16 protein-coding genes and 1 tRNA gene are annotated in these 18,711 nt (G+C 65.5%); 4 read left to right on the top strand and 13 right to left on the bottom strand.

Annotated elements, in window-relative coordinates; translation table 11 throughout:
• Together NUV99_10435 and NUV99_10440 are read left to right on the top strand one after the other, a co-directional pair.
• Positions 1–193 (top strand): hypothetical protein (locus NUV99_10435; GenBank protein ID MCR4420515.1); only part of this gene is annotated, 193 nt, incomplete at its 5' end.
• Between the two features lie 264 nt (positions 194–457).
• Positions 458–733, top strand: a complete 276-nt coding sequence (locus NUV99_10440) for an HU family DNA-binding protein (GenBank protein ID MCR4420516.1) — start codon at positions 458–460, stop codon at positions 731–733.
• Between the two features lie 24 nt (positions 734–757).
• Here the strand turns inward: NUV99_10440 and NUV99_10445 are convergent, their stop codons facing one another.
• The 13 genes from NUV99_10445 to NUV99_10505 form a co-directional block, all read right to left on the bottom strand.
• Entirely contained in the window at positions 758–2,014 is a 1,257-nt protein-coding gene (locus tag NUV99_10445; GenBank protein ID MCR4420517.1) for a glutamate-5-semialdehyde dehydrogenase, read from the bottom strand.
• A gap of 300 nt (positions 2,015–2,314) precedes the next feature.
• On the bottom strand, positions 2,315–2,950 hold the full coding sequence (gene radC / locus NUV99_10450) for a DNA repair protein RadC (protein MCR4420518.1): 636 nt from the start codon (positions 2,948–2,950) through the stop codon (positions 2,315–2,317).
• Between the two features lie 342 nt (positions 2,951–3,292).
• Entirely contained in the window at positions 3,293–3,874 is a 582-nt protein-coding gene (locus tag NUV99_10455; protein ID MCR4420519.1) for a Maf family protein, read from the bottom strand.
• 14 nt (positions 3,875–3,888) lie between these two features.
• Entirely contained in the window at positions 3,889–4,566 is a 678-nt protein-coding gene (locus NUV99_10460; GenBank protein ID MCR4420520.1) for a redox-sensing transcriptional repressor Rex, read from the bottom strand.
• A gap of 29 nt (positions 4,567–4,595) precedes the next feature.
• The gene (locus tag NUV99_10465; GenBank protein MCR4420521.1) at positions 4,596–5,951 is read right to left on the bottom strand and encodes a bifunctional folylpolyglutamate synthase/dihydrofolate synthase; all 1,356 of its coding nucleotides are present in this window, start codon (positions 5,949–5,951) and stop codon (positions 4,596–4,598) included.
• A gap of 49 nt (positions 5,952–6,000) precedes the next feature.
• Entirely contained in the window at positions 6,001–8,634 is a 2,634-nt protein-coding gene (locus NUV99_10470; protein ID MCR4420522.1) for a valine--tRNA ligase, read from the bottom strand.
• A gap of 440 nt (positions 8,635–9,074) precedes the next feature.
• Positions 9,075–11,432, bottom strand: a complete 2,358-nt coding sequence (gene lon / locus NUV99_10475) for an endopeptidase La (GenBank protein ID MCR4420523.1) — start codon at positions 11,430–11,432, stop codon at positions 9,075–9,077.
• Positions 11,433–11,468: 36 nt separating this feature from the next.
• Complete coding sequence (locus tag NUV99_10480; GenBank protein ID MCR4420524.1) at positions 11,469–11,813, bottom strand: nucleotidyltransferase domain-containing protein; 345 nt, start codon at positions 11,811–11,813, stop codon at positions 11,469–11,471.
• Between the two features lie 288 nt (positions 11,814–12,101).
• On the bottom strand, positions 12,102–13,781 hold the full coding sequence (gene lonB, locus NUV99_10485; GenBank protein ID MCR4420525.1) for an ATP-dependent protease LonB: 1,680 nt from the start codon (positions 13,779–13,781) through the stop codon (positions 12,102–12,104).
• Between the two features lie 196 nt (positions 13,782–13,977).
• Positions 13,978–15,240, bottom strand: a complete 1,263-nt coding sequence (gene clpX, locus NUV99_10490) for an ATP-dependent Clp protease ATP-binding subunit ClpX (GenBank protein MCR4420526.1) — start codon at positions 15,238–15,240, stop codon at positions 13,978–13,980.
• A 19-nt stretch (positions 15,241–15,259) separates the two neighbouring features.
• A complete protein-coding gene (gene clpP / locus NUV99_10495; protein MCR4420527.1) occupies positions 15,260–15,850 on the bottom strand; it encodes an ATP-dependent Clp endopeptidase proteolytic subunit ClpP in 591 nt (196 codons plus the stop codon).
• Positions 15,851–15,855: 5 nt separating this feature from the next.
• Positions 15,856–17,154, bottom strand: coding sequence for a trigger factor (gene tig / locus NUV99_10500; GenBank protein MCR4420528.1), 1,299 nt, complete (start codon positions 17,152–17,154; stop codon positions 15,856–15,858).
• A gap of 81 nt (positions 17,155–17,235) precedes the next feature.
• Positions 17,236–17,323 (bottom strand) — tRNA-Leu (locus tag NUV99_10505).
• A gap of 148 nt (positions 17,324–17,471) precedes the next feature.
• On the opposite strand from NUV99_10505, the gene NUV99_10510 reads away from it, so the two are divergent.
• Together NUV99_10510 and NUV99_10515 are read left to right on the top strand one after the other, a co-directional pair.
• Positions 17,472–17,681 (top strand): type II toxin-antitoxin system HicA family toxin, encoded by a 210-nt coding sequence (locus NUV99_10510; GenBank protein ID MCR4420529.1) that lies wholly within the window; start codon positions 17,472–17,474, stop codon positions 17,679–17,681.
• Entirely contained in the window at positions 17,674–18,099 is a 426-nt protein-coding gene (locus NUV99_10515; GenBank protein MCR4420530.1) for a type II toxin-antitoxin system HicB family antitoxin, read from the top strand. The genes NUV99_10510 and NUV99_10515 overlap by 8 nt, the downstream gene beginning before the upstream one ends.
• Positions 18,100–18,711 lie beyond the last annotated feature (612 nt).

The raw sequence follows: 18,711 nt of genomic DNA on the forward strand, positions 1-18,711 counted from the left end.
GTGGCACATGATACGGGCCTTGGAGCCGCTATTAGCCGAAGAGAAGGAGTGCTCCTTTGAGCTACTGATGGAGCACCTGGAAACGATCCAGCGCAACACCATCGAGGTCACCGGCCAGCAGTTCAACCTCACCACCCAGCCCGACGAACTGCACCGCCGCATCTTTGCCTACCTGGGCCTACCTCTGCCGTAGCCACCAGGCTGAAATCTCGCCTGACCGCAAACCCAACTGCCCCAACGCATTCACCCGCCAATGCCCCGGGAACTTCCGCTTAAAGTACAAAAACGGAACCCCTGTTTGTCATACCAGAACAATCTCTTTATTACCCGCCGTCAAACCGTTGGGTCCCAGAAAAGATAGGGCCGGAGGTCCTATTGTTTGACAGAAGATGACTTGGTAGAATAGGAAGCGACAGGAAACGACGGCCAGCCTGCCGGGAAGAGGAGGTTGAAAAGTTTGAACAAACGTGAGCTCATTGCCCGGGTAGCCGCGGCTACCGGGCTGGAGAAAAAGGCGGTCCGGGTTGGGGTGGAAGCACTGCTGGCCACGGTTAAGGACTGCCTGGGCCAGGGAGAAAAGGTCAAGCTGGTCGGCTTCGGGACTTTCCGGACCGCCCACCGCAAGCCGCGTCCGGCAGTTAACCTGAAGACCATGGAGAAGGTGATGTTGCCCGCCCGCCGGGTGGTGACTTTCTCTCCGGGCATCCCCCTGAAGCAGAATCTAAACCGCTAGGAGACCACCCGGCAGGCTGGCCTCCTAACTTCTTGTCTGACCGGAACCATACACCACGTACTTGATGGTGGTGAGGGCCTCCAGGCCCATGGGGCCCCGGGCGTGAAGCTTCTGGGTGCTGATGCCGATCTCGGCTCCGAACCCGTACTGGTACCCGTCGGTAAAGCGGGTAGAGGCGTTGGCGTAAACGGCGGCGGCGTCCACCTGCTGCAGGAATTGCCGCGCCCGGGCGTAGCTGTTGGTCACGATGGCCTCCGAATGCTTGGTACCGTAGCGGTTGATGTGTTCGATGGCCTCTTCCAGACTATCTACCACCTTGACCGCCAGGATCAGATCCAGGTACTCCGTGGCCCAGTCCTCCTCCGTAGCTTCCTTCATGGAGGGTACCAGTTCCCGGCTGCGGGGACAGCCCCGCAGTTCCACTCCCAATTCCGTGAGACGGGCCGCCACCACCGGAAGCCAGCTCGGGGCCATCTCCCGGTGCACCAGAAGGGTTTCCATGGCGTTGCACACTCCGGGCCGCTGGGTCTTGGCGTTTATCACGATGTTCGTGGCCATCTCCGGATCGGCGTCCTGGTCCACGTAGACGTGACAGTTCCCCACCCCGGTCTCGATCACCGGCACGGTGGCGTTCTCCACCACGGTGCGGATCAAGCCCGCGCCCCCGCGGGGGATCAAGAGATCCAGGTACTCGCGCATCCTGAGCATTACGTTGACCGCCTCGCGGTCGGTGGTTTCCACCAGCTGGATCGCGCCCGCCGGCATTCCCTCCGCTTCCGCCGCCCCGGCTATCACCCTGGTTATCGCGGCATTGGAGTTTATGGCCTCGGAACCCCCGCGCAGCAGGACCGCGTTCCCGGTCTTGAGGCACAGCCCGGCGGCGTCCACGGTAACGTTGGGCCGGGCTTCGTAAATAATGCCTATCACCCCGATGGGTACCCGCTGCCGCCCGATCTGCAGGCCGTTAGGCCGGGTCCACATGGAGGTAACCTCCCCCACCGGGTCGGGCAGGGCGGCAATGGCCCGCAGCCCGTCCGCCATCTCTCTTACCCGGGCGGGGTTGAGCAGCAGGCGGTCCAGCAGGGCGCGGCTTAAGCCCTTCTCCCGCCCCGCGGCCATATCCTTCTCGTTGGCCGCCAGGATTTCCCCTTCCCGCTCCTCCAGCGCCCGGGCCATGGCCAATAGCGCCCGGTCCTTTACCTGCGCGGACAGACCGGCCAGCAGGTAGGCGGCCTCCTTGGCCCGTCTTCCCTTGCTCAACACCTCTTCGGCAACCGACATGGCTTTCCCCTCCTCACCGGTATCGCTAGAGATCCGCATTTGGCCGTGGGGCGGGCCCGGGTGCTCCCCGTTCGTACTGTCACCTCGCCGAACGAGCTACGGCTCAGGCTTCGCGCTCCGGCGGGCTGCCGGCGGAGGCGCCGTCCATGGCGCCCCGCCGCTCCGGCCGTCCGTGGCCTCCGGCCCGCCTCCGCGCTCGCCCTCGCCGAGTTCGGTGCCCGGCACGCTCTAGGTACTCGGGGGAAACCCGGACTCCCGGCGGAGGCCCGAAAGAACCAGAAACTCCACCTGGTGCCGCAGCTACGGTGTAAGCAACCCTTCTTCCTTGAGGCTGACGTAGCGGCCGTCCCCTATGATCACGTGGTCCAGCACGGCGATCCCCAGAATCCCGCCCGCCTGCACCAGGCGCCTGGTTACCTCCACGTCTTCCGCGCTGGGAGCGGGATCGCCGCTGGGATGGTTATGTACCAGGATTACCGCCGCGGCGCTGTGCATTACCGCCCGTTTGAAGACCTCGCGGGGGTGCACCAGGGAAGAATTCAGGCTGCCCACGGAAATGGTGTCCAGGTGCACGAGCTGGTTCTTGGTGTTGAGGGAAAGGGTCCGGAAGTGCTCCCGGTCCAGGTAGCGCATATCCTCCATTACCAGCGCCGCCACGTCCGCCGGAGAGCGCACCTGCGGTCTGCCTGCCTGCGCGGCCCGCGAGAGCCGGCGGCCCAGCTCCACCGCCGCCTTAACCTGCGCCGCCTTGGCCGGCCCGACCCCCTTTACCGCCGCCAGTTCCTCCAGGCTGACCTGGGCCAGATACCTCAAGCCCCGCGGCCGGGCCAGCAGCCTCTGCGCCAGTTCCAGCGCGCTTTCCCGGGACCAGCCGGTGCGGAGGAGAATGGCCAGAAGTTCGGCGTCCGAAAGCGCCTCCGGCCCCACCCGGGCCATGCGCTCCCTGGGCCGCTGCTCCTCCGGCAAGGCCTTGATACCCACCCGGTAGCCCGGCACCTCCTCCGGCGTCGGCCGGGAAACCGCCTCGGCGGCCGCCGACGCGCCCGTCCCCTCGCCTACGGCCGGAGCCCCGCCCGGTTCGGGATCCGGGGACCGGCCACCTCGCCGGATCAACCCCTCACCCGCGCCGGGGATACCCGGCCGGCCCGGCCGTCGGTTTCTTCCCCTCCTGCCCGTTCCTCGGCCCTGCTCCTCTTCCACCTTTCTCCCTCCCGCCCGTCGTTGCCCGCCCGGCCCGGCGGGAAACCAGGGCTTCCCGCCGAGCAACCCGCAGCACGGTCAGCGTCCCAGCACCTTCACGCCGAAGTGGGCCAGCATCTCCGCCAGCCGGGCCAGAGGCAGGCCCACCACGTTGAAGTAGCACCCCTCGATCCGGCGGACGAGCACCGCCCCCAGCCCCTGCACCCCGTAGGCGCCGGCCTTGTCCAGGGGCTCGCCGCTGGCCACGTAGGCTTCGATCTCCTCCGGACGCAGGCGGCGGAAGGTAACCAGAGTTTCCTCGTGATCCACCAGGGCTTCCCCGTCGGCGGCATTCAGCACCGCCACCCCGGTCAGCACCCGGTGGGTGGCGCCGCTCAGCCGCCGCAGCATCTCCCCGGCCTCTTCCGGGCCGGAGGGCTTGCCCATCACTTCCTCTTCCAGGACCACCACGGTATCCGCGCCGATGACCAGCCCCGCCTCCAGGCCTTCTGCGGCGGAACGGGCCTTGGCCAGCGCCAGCAAACGCACCGCCCCGGCCGGCTCGCCGCCGAGGTAGCCCTCCTCTTCCAGCCGGGGAGGGATCACGGTAAACGACAGCCCCAGCTGGGAAAGCAGCATCCGGCGTCGCGGCGAGGCCGAGGCCAGATACAGGGGAGGCAGACCGTCCACGGCATTCACTCCTCCGGCCGGTTCCCGGCCGCCGCCAGCCCGGGCCTTTCCCCTTCCGCCCGCCGGACCAGACCGAAGCTCAACACTTCCAGGTGAACCGAAAGGTCCACGTTGCGCACCAGCACCGGTTCGGGCACGCTGATGTACTGCGGGGCGAAATTGAGAATGCCCCGGATGCCCGCGGCCACCAGGAGGTCGGCCACCGGCTGGGCCTGGTCTGCCGGCACGCAGATGACACCGATCGACGCCCCTACCTGCCGGACCACCTCGGGCAGCCGCTCCAGGCCGTAGACGGGAAGGCCGTTCAGGATCCGGCCCACCTTGGCCGGGTCGCGGTCGAAAAGCGCCCGGATCAGGAATCCCCGCCGGGCAAAACCCCGGTAGGAGGCCAGGGCGGAACCCAGGTTCCCCACGCCCACTACCACCACCGACCACGGTGTGGACAGGCCCAGGATTTTTAGAATCTGGGCGTTCAGTGTTTTAACCCCGTAGCCTACCCCCCGGGTGCCGAATTCCCCAAAGTAGGCCAGGTCCTTGCGCACCTGGGCGGCACTCACGCCTACGGCCTGGGCAATTTCTCCGGAAGAAACGGTAGGAACACCCTGCTGTTCCAGCCGGGCGAGATACCGGGAATAAATGGACAGGCGGACCACCGTAGCCTCGGGAATCTTCGGGTTCTTCATGTCTTGCCCCCTCGGTTAATTACGCCGGGTCACGCCCTGATCACCAGGTCCCGGCCTGCGGCGCGAGCCGCGCCCACCAGGTAAAACGAACCGGTAACCAGCACCAGATCCTGCTCCTCGGCCAGGCCCATGGCCAGGTCCAGCGCCTTTCCTATTTCCGGCTCCACGTGAACCGGCCTCCCGTAGGCTGCGGCCAGCTCCGCCACCTTCTCCCAGTCACCCGCCCGGGGGCTCAGGGGCCGCGTAACCACCACCGCCGCCGCCGGGGGAACCAGCCGGTCCACCACCGCCTCCCTGTCTTTGTCCGCCAGCAGCCCGATTACCAGTACCAGGCGCCGGTAGGCCAGAGTTTCGAGCGCCCGGCGCAGGGAGAAGGCGGCGTCCGGATTGTGGGCCACGTCAAACGCCAGGACCGGACGGGTGGGCCAGAGTTCGAGCCTCCCCGGCCAGCGCACTGCGGCCAGGCCCCGGGCCACCGCTTCCGGGCCCAGGCGGTACCCGTGGTAACGGTTGAGAACCTCCGCCACCAGGACCGCGGTGGCAGCGTTCACCACCTGGTGCGGGCCCAGGAGGGGCAGGAACAGCCCGGGGTACTCCCGGCCCATCACTGCCAGCGAAATCAACTGACCCGGCCCGGACCCGTTCCCCTCTCCGGGGGCCGACCGCGCTTCTCTCACCTGCGTTTCGTCCTGCACCGCGAAGAGCCTGGCCCCCGCCTCGCGGCATCGTTCCTCTATGACCTCCCTGGCCCGGCCCTCGGCGGCGGTGACCGCGTAACCTCCGGGCTTGATTATTCCCGCTTTGGTGCGGGCCACCGCCTCCACGGTAGGGCCCAAATACTCCAGGTGGTCGTGCCCCACGTTGGTAATCACGCTCACCAGGGGCTGGGGCACGGCATTGGTGGCGTCGTGCTCCCCGCCCATGCCCACTTCCATCACCGCCACCTCGGCCCCGAGTTCCCGGAAGTAGACCCAGGCCATGGCGGTCAGGATCTCGAACTCCGTAGGCTCCTCGCCCTCCGCCGCCACGGCCTCCGCCGCCGGCCTCACCCTCTCCACCAGCCGGGCAAAGTCACCCTCGCTGACGGGCCGGCCGTCCACCAGATAGCGCTCGGTATAGGATTCAAGGTGGGGGGAAGTAAAAAGGCCGGTACGATAACCGGCCGCCTCCAGTATGCCGGCAACCATGGCCGCGGTTGAGCCCTTGCCGTTGGTCCCGCCGACGTGCACCACCGGAAGGGTCAGGTGCGGGTCGCCCAGGCGGCGCAGCAGCCGCCGGATGCGTTCCAGCCCCAGGTTTACCCCCAGCCGTCCGCGGCTCTCCAGGTAATCTACTGCTTCGCGGTAGTCCAAAGTCCCGCCTCCCCACACCCGACCGGCGGACACCCGCTTTTCCTTCCCGGCAGTCCCGGTTTCTCCCCGCACCGGCCGCCGGCTAGCCCAGGACGGCCAGGCGCTCCCGCAGCGCCTGCTCCTTGGCTGCGAGCTCCTCCGCCCGCCTCCTCTCCCGGGCCACCACTTCCTCCGGTGCCCGGCGCAGGAAGTCGGGGTTGGCGAGCTTCTCCCGGGCGCGCCCCAGTTCCCGGCTGACCGCAGACAGTTCCTTGCCCAGCCGCTCCCGCTCCCGGTCGAAGTCTATCAGCCCGGCCAGGGGCACGAAGATCTGCACGCCCGGGGCCACGGCCCCGGCCGCCTGGCGCGGCGGCGGGTTCATCTCGGCCTCCACCTGCACCGGGTCGGCCTGGGCCAGCCGGCGGACGTACTCCCGGCCCTCTTCCAGCACCCGGCGGGTGCCGGCCTCGGCGGCCACCAAGTAGGCGGGAACGCTCCTGCCGGGAAGCAGGCGCATCTCGCCCCGGATGTTGCGGATGCCCCGGATAACCTCCATCAACAGCCCCATGGCTTCCTCCGCCGCCGGATCGGGCCGGCCCGGCTCCACCGGCCAGCGCTGCAGCATCAGGCTGGTCCCACTATCGGGAAGGTAGTGCCATATCTCCTCGGTAAGGAAGGGCATGAAGGGGTGCAGGAGCTTCAGGAGCTCGCGCAAGGTTTGGAGCAGCACCCTCTGCGCCGTGTGCCGGCGGGCGGCATCCTCTCCGTAGAGCCGGAGCTTCGCCATCTCCAGGTACCAGTCGCAGAACTCGCTCCAGATAAACTCGTACAGGACTCGGGCCGCCTCGCCCAGTTCGTACTCCTCCAGGTAGGACCCCACTTCGCGGGTGACGGCCCCCAGCCGGCTCAAGATCCAGCGGTCGGGCAGCTCCTCTGCTGCCTCGATGCCGTCCGGCCGGTAGTCCTCCAGGTTGAGCAGGGCAAACCGGGCGGCATTCCAGATCTTGTTGGCGAAGTTGCGGGCCGCCTCCACCCGCTCCCAGTTGAAGCGCAGGTCGTTGCCCGGAGCGTTATTGGTGACCAGCATGAAGCGCAGGCTGTCCGCGCCGTACTTCTCGATCACCTCTACCGGGTCCACCCCGTTGCCCAGGGACTTGCTCATCTTGCGCCCCTCGGCATCGCGCACCAGGCCGTGGATGAGAACCTCCCGGAAGGGCACCTCGCCCATGAACTCCAGCCCCATGAAGATCATGCGGGCCACCCAGAAGAAAAGGATGTCCCGGCCGGTGACCAGCACCGTGGTGGGATAAAACCGGGAAAGATCCGGGGTGTTCTGCGGCCAGCCCAGGGTGGAGAAGGGCCAGAGGGCGGAGCTGAACCAGGTGTCCAGCACGTCCTCGTCCTGATGGAGGTTCTTGCTCCCGCAGGCCGGGCAGGAATCGGGGTCCTCGCGCCTGCATATGGTGTGGCCGCAGTCCTGACAGTACCAGACCGGGATGCGGTGCCCCCACCACAACTGCCGGGAAATGCACCAGTCCCGGATGCCGTCCAGCCAGTTAAGAAAGACCCTGGTGAAACGCTCGGGAATGAACCGGACCCTGCCCTCAAGCACCGCCTGCCGGGCAGGCTCGGCCAGGGGCTCCATGCGCACGAACCACTGCTCGGAAACCAAAGGCTCGATCACCGTGCCGCAGCGGTAGCACCGGCCCACGCTGTGGCGGTAGCGCTCCTGCCGCAGCAGGAGGCCCCTTCCGGCCAGGTCCCGCACCACCGCCTCCCGGGCGACATAGCGGTCCATCCCGGCGTAGACCCCGGCGGCGGCGGTCATGCGCGCCCCGCGGTCGATGACCTCGATCTGCTCCAGGCCATGGCGGTGGCCGATCTCGAAGTCGTTGGGGTCGTGGGCGGGAGTGATCTTTACCGCCCCGGAACCGAAGGCCGGGTCCACGTAAGCGTCGGCGATGATGGGAATTGGCCTTTCCGCCAGGGGCAGGATCACCCGGCGGCCCACCAGATGCCGGTAGCGATCGTCATCCGGGTGCACGGCCACGGCGGTGTCGCCCAGCATGGTTTCCGGGCGGGTGGTGGCCACGATGATGTGGCCCCTGCCCTCTTCCAGGGGATAGAGTATGTGCCAGAGGTAGCCGTCCTCTTCCTCGTGCTCCACCTCGATGTCCGAGATCACCGTGTGGCACTTGGGGCACCAGTTGATCATGTAGTTGCCCCGGTAGATCAGCCCCTTCTCGTAAAGGCGCACGAAGACCTCCCGCACCGCCCGGGAGCAGCCCTCGTCCATGGTGAAGCGCTCCCGGCTCCAGTCGCAGGAGGCCCCCAGCAGGCGCAGCTGCTCGGTGATGCGCCGGCCGTACCTCTCCTTCCAGTCCCACACCCGGGCGAGGAAAGGCTCCCGGCCCAGATCGTGGCGGCTGAGGCCCTCTTTTGCCAGTTCCTCCTCCACCCGGGCCTGGGTGGCAATCCCGGCGTGGTCGGTGCCCGGAAGCCAGAGCGCGTTGTAGCCCTGCATCCGGCGCCAGCGCGTCAGGATGTCCTGGAGGGTCTCGTCCAGGGCATGTCCCAGGTGCAGGGAGCCGGTCACGTTGGGCGGGGGCATGACGATGCAGAACGGCGGCGCGGGGCTCTCGGTCGCCGCGGCGAAGAACCCGGAGTCCTCCCAGTAGGAATACCACTTCTTCTCTACGGCCCGGTGATCGTAGGTGGCGGCCAGGTTCTTGGGCACTTAAGAGTCCTCCTTAAAGAAAACTCCTTGCATCCCGCCGGATGCAGGAGTCTGCTGGCGGCTTCACGGCTCCATCTTACCGAGCCGGCCGGCCAAAGTCAAGAGTTGGCGCCCCCAACTCGTCGTTGCTTCGCGCGGGTAGCCCTGGTTTCGCCGAGTACCTAAAGCGTGCCGGGTGCCGAACTGGGTGAGAGCGAACGTGGAGGCGGGCCGGAGGCCACGGACGGCCGAAGCGGCGGGGCGCCACGGACGGCGCCTCCGCCGGGAGCCCGCCGGAGCGCGAAGCTCGAACCGTAGTTCGGCCGGCTAAGCGGCCGGTACGAGGAGAAACCAGGGCTACCCGCCCGAGGAGAAGCTCCAAATCTCACAGGCAACCAACCGAAGTCTCCATCTGGGCAGGATCCGGTGCTACTCCGCAGAAGGTCCGTGTCCCAGAATGCCTAGTTGGCGCCGGCCTCCGCCGAGGGGCGGCCGTCGGCCAGGGCGTGGGGCAGCACCTCGTCCATGTGCCCCACCAGGATGAACTGCATCTTCCGCCGGATGTTGGCCGGGATCTCCTCCAGGTTCTTCTCGTTCTCCCGGGGCAGGATCACGGTCTTGATTCCCGCCCGGTGGGCGGCCAGCACCTTCTCCTTGATCCCCCCGACCGGCAGCACCCGGCCCCGCAGGGTAATCTCGCCGGTCATGGCCACGTCCCGCCGCACCGGCTGGTTGGTCAGCGATGAAACCAGGGCGGTGGCCATGGTGATCCCCGCGCTGGGTCCGTCCTTGGGAATGGCCCCTTCAGGCACGTGAATGTGCAGGTCGAGCTTCTCGTGGAAGTCCTCCGGGATCTCCAGCTCCCGCGCCCGGGAGCGGATGTAGCTGAAGCCCGCCTGCGCGGACTCCCGCATCACCTCGCCCAGCTTGCCGGTCAGGGTGAGGTTGCCCTTCCCCTTCACCACCGTGGCCTCCACGCTCAGGACCTCGCCTCCGTTCTCGGTCCAGGCCAGGCCCGTGGCCACCCCCACCTGGTTGGCCTCCTCGATGACGCCGTAGCGGTAGCGCGGAATGCCCAGCCAGTGGGGCAGGCTCTGGCTGCTCACCTTGACGTCCTGCGCCTTCCCGGTCACTATATCCCGGGCCGCCTTGCGGCAAATGGTGGCGATCTGCCGCTCCAGGTTCCGCACCCCCGCCTCCCGCGTGTACTCCCGGATTATCCTGCGGATGGCGTTCTCCGATATGGTGAGCTGCTTGGACTTAAGCCCGTGCTCCTTGAGCTGCCGCGGCAGCAGGTGCCGCAGGGCGATCTGCACCTTCTCCTCCTCGGTGTAGCCGGAAATGGTAATTACCTCCATGCGGTCCAGAAGCGGCCGGGGAATGGTGTGCACCACGTTGGCGGTGGTGATGAAGAACACCTTGGAAAGGTCAAAGGGCGACTCTATATAGTGATCGCTGAACATGTGGTTCTGCTCCGGATCCAGAACCTCCAGGAGCGCGGAGGTGGGATCGCCCCGGAAGTCCATCCCCACCTTGTCGATCTCGTCCAGGAGAAACACCGGGTTCCTGGTCCCCGCCTGCTTCATCCCCTGGATGATGCGGCCCGGCAGGGCCCCCACGTACGTGCGGCGGTGCCCCCGGATCTCCGCCTCGTCCCGGATGCCGCCCAGGGAAATGCGCACGAACTTCCGGCCCAGGGCCCGGGCGATGGACTTGCCCAGCGAGGTCTTGCCCACGCCGGGCGGCCCCACAAAGCACAGTATGGGCCCTTTCATCCGGCGGGCCAGCTTGCGGATGGCCAGGTACTCCAGGATGCGGTCCTTGACCTCCTTGAGCCCGTAGTGATCCTCATTTAGGATCTTCTCCGCCAGGGCCACGTCCAGCCGGTCCTTGGTCTGCACCGACCAGGGCAGGGAAAGCAGCCAGTCCAGGTAGTTACGCACCACCGTAGCTTCCGCCACCATGGGCGGCATCTTCTCCAGGCGCTCCACCTCTTTGAGCGCCTTCTCCCTTACCTCCTTGGGAAGCCGGGCCTTGTCGATGCGCTCGCGCAGCTCCTCCACTTCCGCCGCCCGCTCGTCCTTCTCGCCCAGCTCCTTCTGGATGGCCTTCATCTGCTCCCGCAGGTAGTACTCCTTCTGCGTCTTCTCCATCTGCTTGCGCACCCGCAGGTTTATGCGGCGCTCCAGCTCCAGGATCTCCATTTCCTGAGAGAGAAAGCGCAGCAGGAGCTCCAGCCGTTCCTTGACCTCCCAGGCCTCCAGGAGGGCCTGCTTGTCGGCCGGCTTGAGGTTGAGGTGGGCGGCAATGGCATCGGCCAGCCGGTCGGGGTCGTCCAGGTTGGACACCGATACCACGGTCTCCGGAGGGATTTTCTTGCTGTTCTTAACGTAGTCCTCGAATTGGTCCAGGAGGGCCCGCACCAGGGCGTCGATTTCCAGGTCCCGGTCCGCAGAGGGCGCGGGCACCTGAATCTCTACCTCCAGGTAGGGATCAAGCTGCAGGAAGCGCAGGATGATCCCCCGGGACACCCCCTCCACCAGAATGCGGATGGTGCCACCCGGCAGCTTCAGCGACTGCTTTATTTCCGCCACCGTCCCCACGGCGAAGATGTCGCCCTCGCCGGGGTCGTCCGTTTCTGCCTCTCTCTGCATGGCCAGGAAGATGCGCCGGTCGGCCAGCATGGCCTGCTCGATGGCCGCCACGGACTTCTCCCGCCCCACGTCCAGGTGCACGACCATGTGAGGAAAAACCGCGACGCCCCGCAGGGGAAGCAAGGGTATGGTGCGTATTTCGCTGCCGTGTGGAACCCGTAGCATTCTCTTTCACCCCTTATCCGCCCAGAAATCCTACGTTTATTCTACGCCATTTATTAAGGCTCCTGCAACCCCGCCCGCGGCGCTGCTCAAGTCGGCCCATAGTACTCCTTCCTCTAAAACCCGGGCGCGAAAAGCCGGATCGGTCTGGGAGAGGTCGACCAGGTCTACCGTATAGGGGACCGCGCTCTCCTCCAAAGCTTCCCTTACCGCGCTCAGGAGGCCCGCTGGCAGGGGCTCCAGGGGTAGAACCGCCACGTCCACGTCGGAAGTGCGGGTGGCCACGCCCCGGGCCCAGGACCCGAAAAGGTAGACCCGAACCTTGCGGCCGGCTAGGCCCTCCAGCACTATCCGTCGAATCCCGGCTAGATCGGCTACCTCCATCTCCTACGTCGCCTCCGTCCGCGTGGCGGTGGGATCAGCGGGTGCCTCTGGGGGCGCAACGCCATTATACCTCGGCCAGCAATGCCGGGCAAGAAGACCTCGACGGGGGCCGGTTTCAGCGAAGTTCAGCACCATGAACACATAGGGTAGATTAGGCATAACTTCCTTCAATTTCATAGCGGCACCGGCACCGCACCGGAGAAGAGCAGTCGGGTCTTCCCATGGGCTGCCTCGGTCAGGCAAAATGACAAGGCAAAACGCGGTTAGGGTGGATCAGACCATGGGAGGCTAGCCTTGGAGGGCGCGGGAAGGGGGGAAGGGCCGGACCAGGCCCCGGGGCTCCTCGACTAAGGCGTGGGAAAGCACTTCGGAAAGAGTCTTGACCGGGACTACCGTGAGCTCGCCCAGGCGTCGGAAGCTCGCCTGCCAGTTCTCGTGGGGGATGAGAACTTTCTTTACCCCGGCTTGTCGGGCGGCCTCCAGTTTGGGCATAATGCCTCCTACCGGCCGCACCGCGCCCCGGATGGAGAGCTCGCCGGTCATGGCCACGGTGTTGTCCACCGGCACGCCGTGGACCGCCGAGTATACGGCCGTGGCTATGGTAATGCCCGCCGAAGGGCCGTCGATGGGCACCGAGCCGGGAAAGTTCACGTGAATGTCGTAGTGGCGGGGATCGATTCCCACCTGCCGGCGCAGTACGGTGAGCACGTTTTCCACCGAACTCTTGGCCAGACTCTTGCGCCGCACCCGCCGGCCGTCCGCCCCGCCCAGCTCCTCCTCCTCTACCACCCCGGTTACCACCAACTGGCCCCGTCCCTTGGGTACCGGAACGGCGCTGGCCTCTATTTCCATCAACATGCCCAAGTTCGGCCCCTGCACGGCCAGGCCGTTGACCAGGCCCACCTCGGGCTCGGGAGCGATCCGGGGCTGGGGTCGGGGAGAATACTGGCCGCTGTTCACCACCCACTCCATGTCCTCCCGGGTAATATTGGTCCGGCCTTCGGTCATGGCCAGCCCGGCGGCAATCTGCACCATGTTCACCGCCTCCCGGCCGTTGGTGGCGTAGCACTTGAGCACCTCCACCGCCTCCTCGTCCAGGCGGCAGTCGATCTTCTGGGCGGCGTTGCGGGCTATGGCGGCCACCTCTTCGGGCAGCAACGCCCGGAAGAAGATCTCCAGGCACCGGGAGCGGATGGCGGGCGGGATCTCCTCCGGCAGCCTGGTGGTGGCCCCCACCAGGCGGAAGTCCGCCGGCAGCCCGTTCTGGAAGATGTCGTGGATGTAGCCGGGGATGTTGCTGTCCTCGGAACTGTAGTAGGCGCTCTCCAGCAGGACCTTGCGGTCCTCCAGCACCTTCAGGAGCTTGTTTATCTGGATGGGGTGGAGCTCGCCGATCTCGTCGATGAAGAGAATCCCGCCGTGGGCCTTGGTGACCGCCCCGGGCTTGGGCTGGGGTATGCCGGCCACCCCCATGGGCCCCGCGCCCTGGTAGATGGGATCGTGCACCGAGCCGATAAGCGGGTCGGCAATACCCCGCTCGTCAAAACGGGCGGTGGCCCCGTCTATCTCCACAAAGCGGGCGTCCTTGCGGAAGGGCGATTGCGGGTTCTGCTTGGCCTCTTCCAGCACCAGCCGGGCGGCGGCGGTCTTACCCACCCCGGGCGGGCCGTAGAGAATGACGTGCTGCGGGTTGGGCCCGCAAAGGGCGGCCCGCAGGGCCTTTACCGCGTCTTCCTGACCGATGATCTCCTCAAAGCTTGCCGGCCGGGTCTTCTCCGCCAGGGGTTCGGTGAGGGAAATTCGGCGCAGCCTCTCCAGCTTCTCCAGTTCCTTGCGCGACTCCTTCTCTATGGCCACCCGGCTGCCCTGCTGGCTGCGCAGCAGGTTCCAGAAGTACAACCCCACTACCAGGATGAAGAAGAGCTGCACCAGGCCGAAAATGCCCATCCCCGTATCCCACTGCGGCATACGTCGGCCCCTTCCGTAGAGGTTCAGGCTATATTATGAGCCACGGTCTGCCATCTTATGCCCCTCTCGCCCTTCCGCCGGCCCACCTGTCCGCAGGAACGGTTCCCCTCGACGGGTAATGCACACCGTCCCCGAATCGAACAGCAGCAGGGGGTACCTGCTGCTGCGCCGGGGAAAGTGTTCGCCGCTTTGGGAACTAGGCCGTTTCTTCTTTTTTCTTCTTGCGCTCCACGGTCAGGAGCAGGGGCTTCTCCTGCCTCAGAATTACCTCCCTGGTGATGACGCACTTGGTCACGTCGCCCCGCGACGGCACCTCGTACATTACGTCCAGCATTACCTCTTCGATAATGGTCCGCAGGCCCCGGGCGCCGGTGTTCCGCCGGGTTGCCTCGTCGGCCACCGCCTCCAGGGCCTCGGGGGTGAACTCCAGGCTCACCCCGTCCAGCTCGAACAGCTTCTGATACTGCCGCACCAGGGCGTTGCGCGGCTCCACCAGGATGCGCACCAGGGCCTCCTTGTCCAGGGCGTCCAGGGCCACCACGATGGGGAGCCGCCCCACGAACTCGGGGATCAGGCCGTACTTCAGGAGGTCCTGGGGCTGGACCTGACGCAGGATTTCCCCTACCTGGCCGACTTCCTGGCGGCCCCGCACCTCGGCCCCGAAACCCATGCCTTTCTTGCCGGTGCGGCTCAGGATGATCTTGTCCAGGCCTTCAAAGGCGCCGCCGCAGATGAAGAGAATGTTGCTGGTGTCCAGCTGTATGAACTCCTGGTGGGGATGCTTGCGGCCCCCCTGGGGCGGCACGCTGGCCACGGTGCCCTCCAGGATCTTCAGCAGCGCCTGCTGCACGCCCTCGCCGGAAACGTCCCGGGTAATGGAGGGGTTCTCCGACTTGCGGGCAATCTTGTCGATCTCGTCGATATATACGATGCCCTTCTCCGCCTTCTCCACGTCGTAGTCTGCGGCCTGGATGAGCTTGAGCAGGATGTTCTCCACGTCCTCGCCCACGTACCCGGCCTCGGTAAGGGAGGTGGCGTCGGCGATGGCAAAGGGAACGTTCAGGATGCGGGCCAGGGTCTGGGCCAGCAAGGTCTTGCCGCAGCCGGTCGGACCCAGCATGAGGATATTGCTCTTCTGCAGCTCCACGTCGTCGACCTTGCCGCCCAGGTTGATGCGCTTGTAGTGATTGTACACCGCCACGGAAAGGACCTTCTTGGCGTGCTCCTGGCCGATGACGTACTGGTCGAGGATCTCGCGGATGTCCTTGGGCTTGGGTATTTCCCCCAAATCGTAGCCCAGTTCCTCGCTGAGCTCCTCTTCGATAATCTCGTTGCACAGCTCAATGCACTCGTCGCAGATGTATACGCCCGGACCGGCCACCAGCTTCTTTACCTGGTCCTGCAGCTTCCCGCAGAACGAGCACTTGAGCTGCCCCTTCTCGTCCGTATACTTATACATGGTTTCACCCCGCTCGCCCTTACTTCTTGGGCAGACTGCGCCGCGTTATCACCTCGTCGATCAGTCCGTACTCCCTGGCTTCTTGCGCGGTCATGAAGTAGTCGCGGTCGGTATCCCGGGCGATCTGCTCCACGCTCTTGCCGGTAATCTCCGCCAGAATGTGGTTCAGGCGGTCGCGAATACGCAGGATCCGCTTGGTGTGGATCTCTATGTCTACCGCCTGCCCCTGCGCGCCCCCCATGGGCTGGTGGATCATGATCTCGCTGTGGGGCAGGGCAAAGCGCTTGCCTTTCTTCCCCGCGGCCAGAAGAAACGCCCCCATGCTGGCCGCCAGGCCCACGCAGATGGTGGACACGTCGGGCTTGATGTACTGCATGGTGTCGAAAATGGCCATGCCCGCGGTGATGGCCCCGCCCGGCGTGTTTATATAAAGGTGAATGTCCTTGTCCGGGTCTTCGGCCTCCAGGAACAGCAGCTGGGCGATCACCAGATTGGCCACGTGGTCGTCGATGGGGCTCCCGATGAAGATTATGCGGTCCTTCAGCAGGCGGGAGTAAATGTCGTACGCCCGCTCGCCCCGCCCGGTGGTCTCCACTACGATGGGAATCAACGTGCTCAAGCCTCGCTCACCTCTATGCTGGCGTTTTCGACCAGGAAGTCAACCACCTTCCTGTACAATAGGCTCCGCCTCATCCCCTCCAGCCATTCCGGAGGCAGGCTTTCCTTGATCGCCGCCGCCTCCCGGCCGGACCGTTGGGCAAGGGTTTCCACTTCCCGGTCCAGCTCCGCCTCCTCTACCTTAAGCCCCTCCTTTTGAGCTATGGCCTCCAGCACCAACTCCCGCTTTACCTCGGCCTCGGCTTCCGGGCGGAAGCGGGCCCGCACGTCTTCCATTGTACCGTTAGTCATCCGCAAGTATTCCTCCAGGTTCATGCCCTGCTGGCGCAGGCGGTCTTCCAGCTCTGCCACCATGGCACCAAGCCGCCTCTCCACCAAGGAAGCCGGCACCTCCACCGTGGCCGCCTCCGCGGCCTTCTGCGCCAGTTCCTCCCGCACCTGCTGCTCCGCCTGGCGGGAATAGGCCTCGGCTAACCTATTCGCGATGTCGGCGCGCAATTCCTCCAGGGTTTCAAACTCGCTCACGTCCTTGGCGAACTCGTCATCCAACTCGGCCAGTTGCCGGCGCTTGGCCTCCGACAGGCGCACCCGGAAGACGGCCTCCTTGCCGGCCCACTGCTTCTCCGCGTAGTCCTCCGGCAGGGTGACCCGTATTTCCCGCTCCTCTCCGGCCTTCATCCCCACCATCTGCAGGCTCAGGTTCGGCACCGGCAGGGACCCGCCCACTATCACCGCGCGGCTCTTGCCGCCCTTCTCGGTAAAAGGCTTCCCCTCAACCGTGGCCTCGTAGTCGATTACCGCCAGATCCCCCTCGGCCAGGCCGTCCTCACCCACGTCCACCAGCTGGGCAAACTGGTCCCGCAGATTCTCCAGCTGCCGGTTCACGTCCTCCTCGCCGACCGTGCGCACCCGCTTGGTGGCGGTGAGGCCCCGGTACTCGCCGAGCTGCACCTCCGGCTTTACCTCTACTCTGGCCCTAAAAATTAAAGGCTGGCCTTGCTCCGCTTGCACCAGCTCTACCTCGGGCCGGTCTATGGGCTCGATCTGGGTCTTTTCCACCGCCTCGGCGTACGCCTCGGGGATGACCTGGTCCAGGGCTTGATTCAGGATGTACTCGCGGCCGAAATAGTTTTCCAGCAGGCGTCTGGGTGCCTTTCCCCGCCGGAAGCCCGGTATGTTGGCCCGGTTGGCTATGGACCGGTAAACCTGATCCAGGGCCTTCTCCACGCGCTGAGGTTCTACCTTAACTTCCAGGACCACCTGGTTCTTCTCCAGCCTTTCCACCGATGCTTCCATGTTGCGACCTTCGTCCCCCTTACGATCACCAGTTAAGATAAAACCTCGGCGTCTCCGGCTTCCGGCCGAGGTGGACCCTGCTGGTGCGGGCGGGGGGACTTGAACCCCCATGGGTCGCGAACCCACCAGATCCTAAGTCTGGCGCGTCTGCCAGTTCCGCCACGCCCGCCCGGCGATAAAAGCCTACCACATCGTTTCCGCCAGCGTCAAGGGGTCCCGCCGCCGAACGCGGCAGTCCCGGTTTCCCCTCGTACCGCTCGTTTGGCCGCTTGACCCGTACCGGAATACGTGCTATCCTACGCATGGGTGGGTACGCAGTGAAACGCTGTTCTTCCCGGGAAATCCTGCGGATTCTTTGGGAACACGGCTGGGTGGTCAAGAACCAAGTCGGCTCCCACGTGCAGCTTGTGCATCCCGCGAGGCCCGGGAAGGTGACGGTTCCACACCCCAGAAAGGAGCTTCCGAGTAAGACCGTAAGGAGTATCCTCAAGCAGGCTGGCTTAGAGGAGGCTTTGAAAGATGGCTGAGGACCGCTACGTCTACCCCGCAATTTTTACCTTTGACAATGACGGCGTGTCGGTAGAATTCCCCGACCTGCCTGGGTGCCTCACCTGCGGCAGCGATGTAGCCGAGGCCGTAGACATGGCTAGAGAAGCGCTGGCCCTGCACCTGTATGGTCTAGAAGAGGATGGCGACGCGATCCCCGAGCCCAGCCCTCCTGCGGGGATCCGAGCCGAGGCCAATCAGGCCATTATGCTGGTGGAGGCCTGGATGCCACCTGTGAGGAACCAGATTCAGAACCGGGCGGTCAAGAAAACCCTAACTATACCCAAGTGGCTTAACGACCTGGCCGAGAGCCGCAAGGTCAACTTTTCCCAGGTGCTACAGGAGGCATTAAAGCAACATCTAGGGGTCAACGACCCCCCCACTAGGGCAAGGAGGTAGAAGGCCCCGGCTGACTGCCGATGCGGGCTGCATCCACAACGGCCGGTTTGTGCCCTCGCCTTCCGCGCGCCTCTTCGACCCCGACCCGTCCGAACTGGCCAAGACCCATGCACCTGCGTCTCTCCAGACGAACGCACCGGTATTGACTGCTTCAGGCTGAGTTATCCCCAGTTTCCCTTAGGCGGTACTGGGTGCTCCCCGTTCGTACTGTCACCTCGCCGACCAAACTAAGGCTCAGCCTTCGCGCTACGGCGGGCTCCCCTTGGAAGCGCCGTCCATGGCGCTCCTCGGCTTCGGCCGTCCGTGGCCTCCGGCCCGCCTCCGCGCTCGTCCTCGCCAAGTTCGGTTCCCGGCGAGTTGCCAATGTACTCAGGCGAGCACCCGGTACCGCCAGTCAACTCCAGTCAACTCAAGTTAACTCAAGTTAACTCGAAAGTGGGGATACGTCAGACCCCCCCTGAGTTATCCTCAGTTTGTCTCAGGGGAGTGCTGGTTTGCCCCTCGTACCGGTCGCTTAGCCGACCGAACTAGGGTTCGACCTTCGCGCTTCGGCCGGCTTCCCGCGCAAGAACCCGTCCATGGCGCCGGCGCGGCTCCGGCCATCCTTGGCCT

Source organism: Clostridia bacterium (genome assembly GCA_024653205.1).
In the GTDB taxonomy this organism is placed as follows: Bacteria; Bacillota; DSM-521; order Neomoorellales; family SLTJ01; genus JANLFO01.

Bases quoted from the DNA above. Each gene is read 5' to 3' on its own strand.
- NUV99_10445 (MCR4420517.1), bottom strand. From the start codon at position 2,014: ATGTCGGTTGCCGAAGAGGTGTTGAGCAAGGGAAGACGGGCCAAGGAG.
- radC (MCR4420518.1), bottom strand. From the start codon at position 2,950: ATGGCCCGGGTGGGGCCGGAGGCGCTTTCGGACGCCGAACTTCTGGCC.
- NUV99_10460 (MCR4420520.1), bottom strand. From the start codon at position 4,566: ATGAAGAACCCGAAGATTCCCGAGGCTACGGTGGTCCGCCTGTCCATT.
- lon (MCR4420523.1), bottom strand. From the start codon at position 11,432: ATGCTACGGGTTCCACACGGCAGCGAAATACGCACCATACCCTTGCTT.
- NUV99_10480 (MCR4420524.1), bottom strand. From the start codon at position 11,813: ATGGAGGTAGCCGATCTAGCCGGGATTCGACGGATAGTGCTGGAGGGC.
- lonB (MCR4420525.1), bottom strand. From the start codon at position 13,781: ATGCCGCAGTGGGATACGGGGATGGGCATTTTCGGCCTGGTGCAGCTC.
- clpX (MCR4420526.1), bottom strand. From the start codon at position 15,240: ATGTATAAGTATACGGACGAGAAGGGGCAGCTCAAGTGCTCGTTCTGC.
- tig (MCR4420528.1), bottom strand. From the start codon at position 17,154: ATGGAAGCATCGGTGGAAAGGCTGGAGAAGAACCAGGTGGTCCTGGAA.
- NUV99_10515 (MCR4420530.1), top strand. From the start codon at position 17,674: ATGGCTGAGGACCGCTACGTCTACCCCGCAATTTTTACCTTTGACAAT.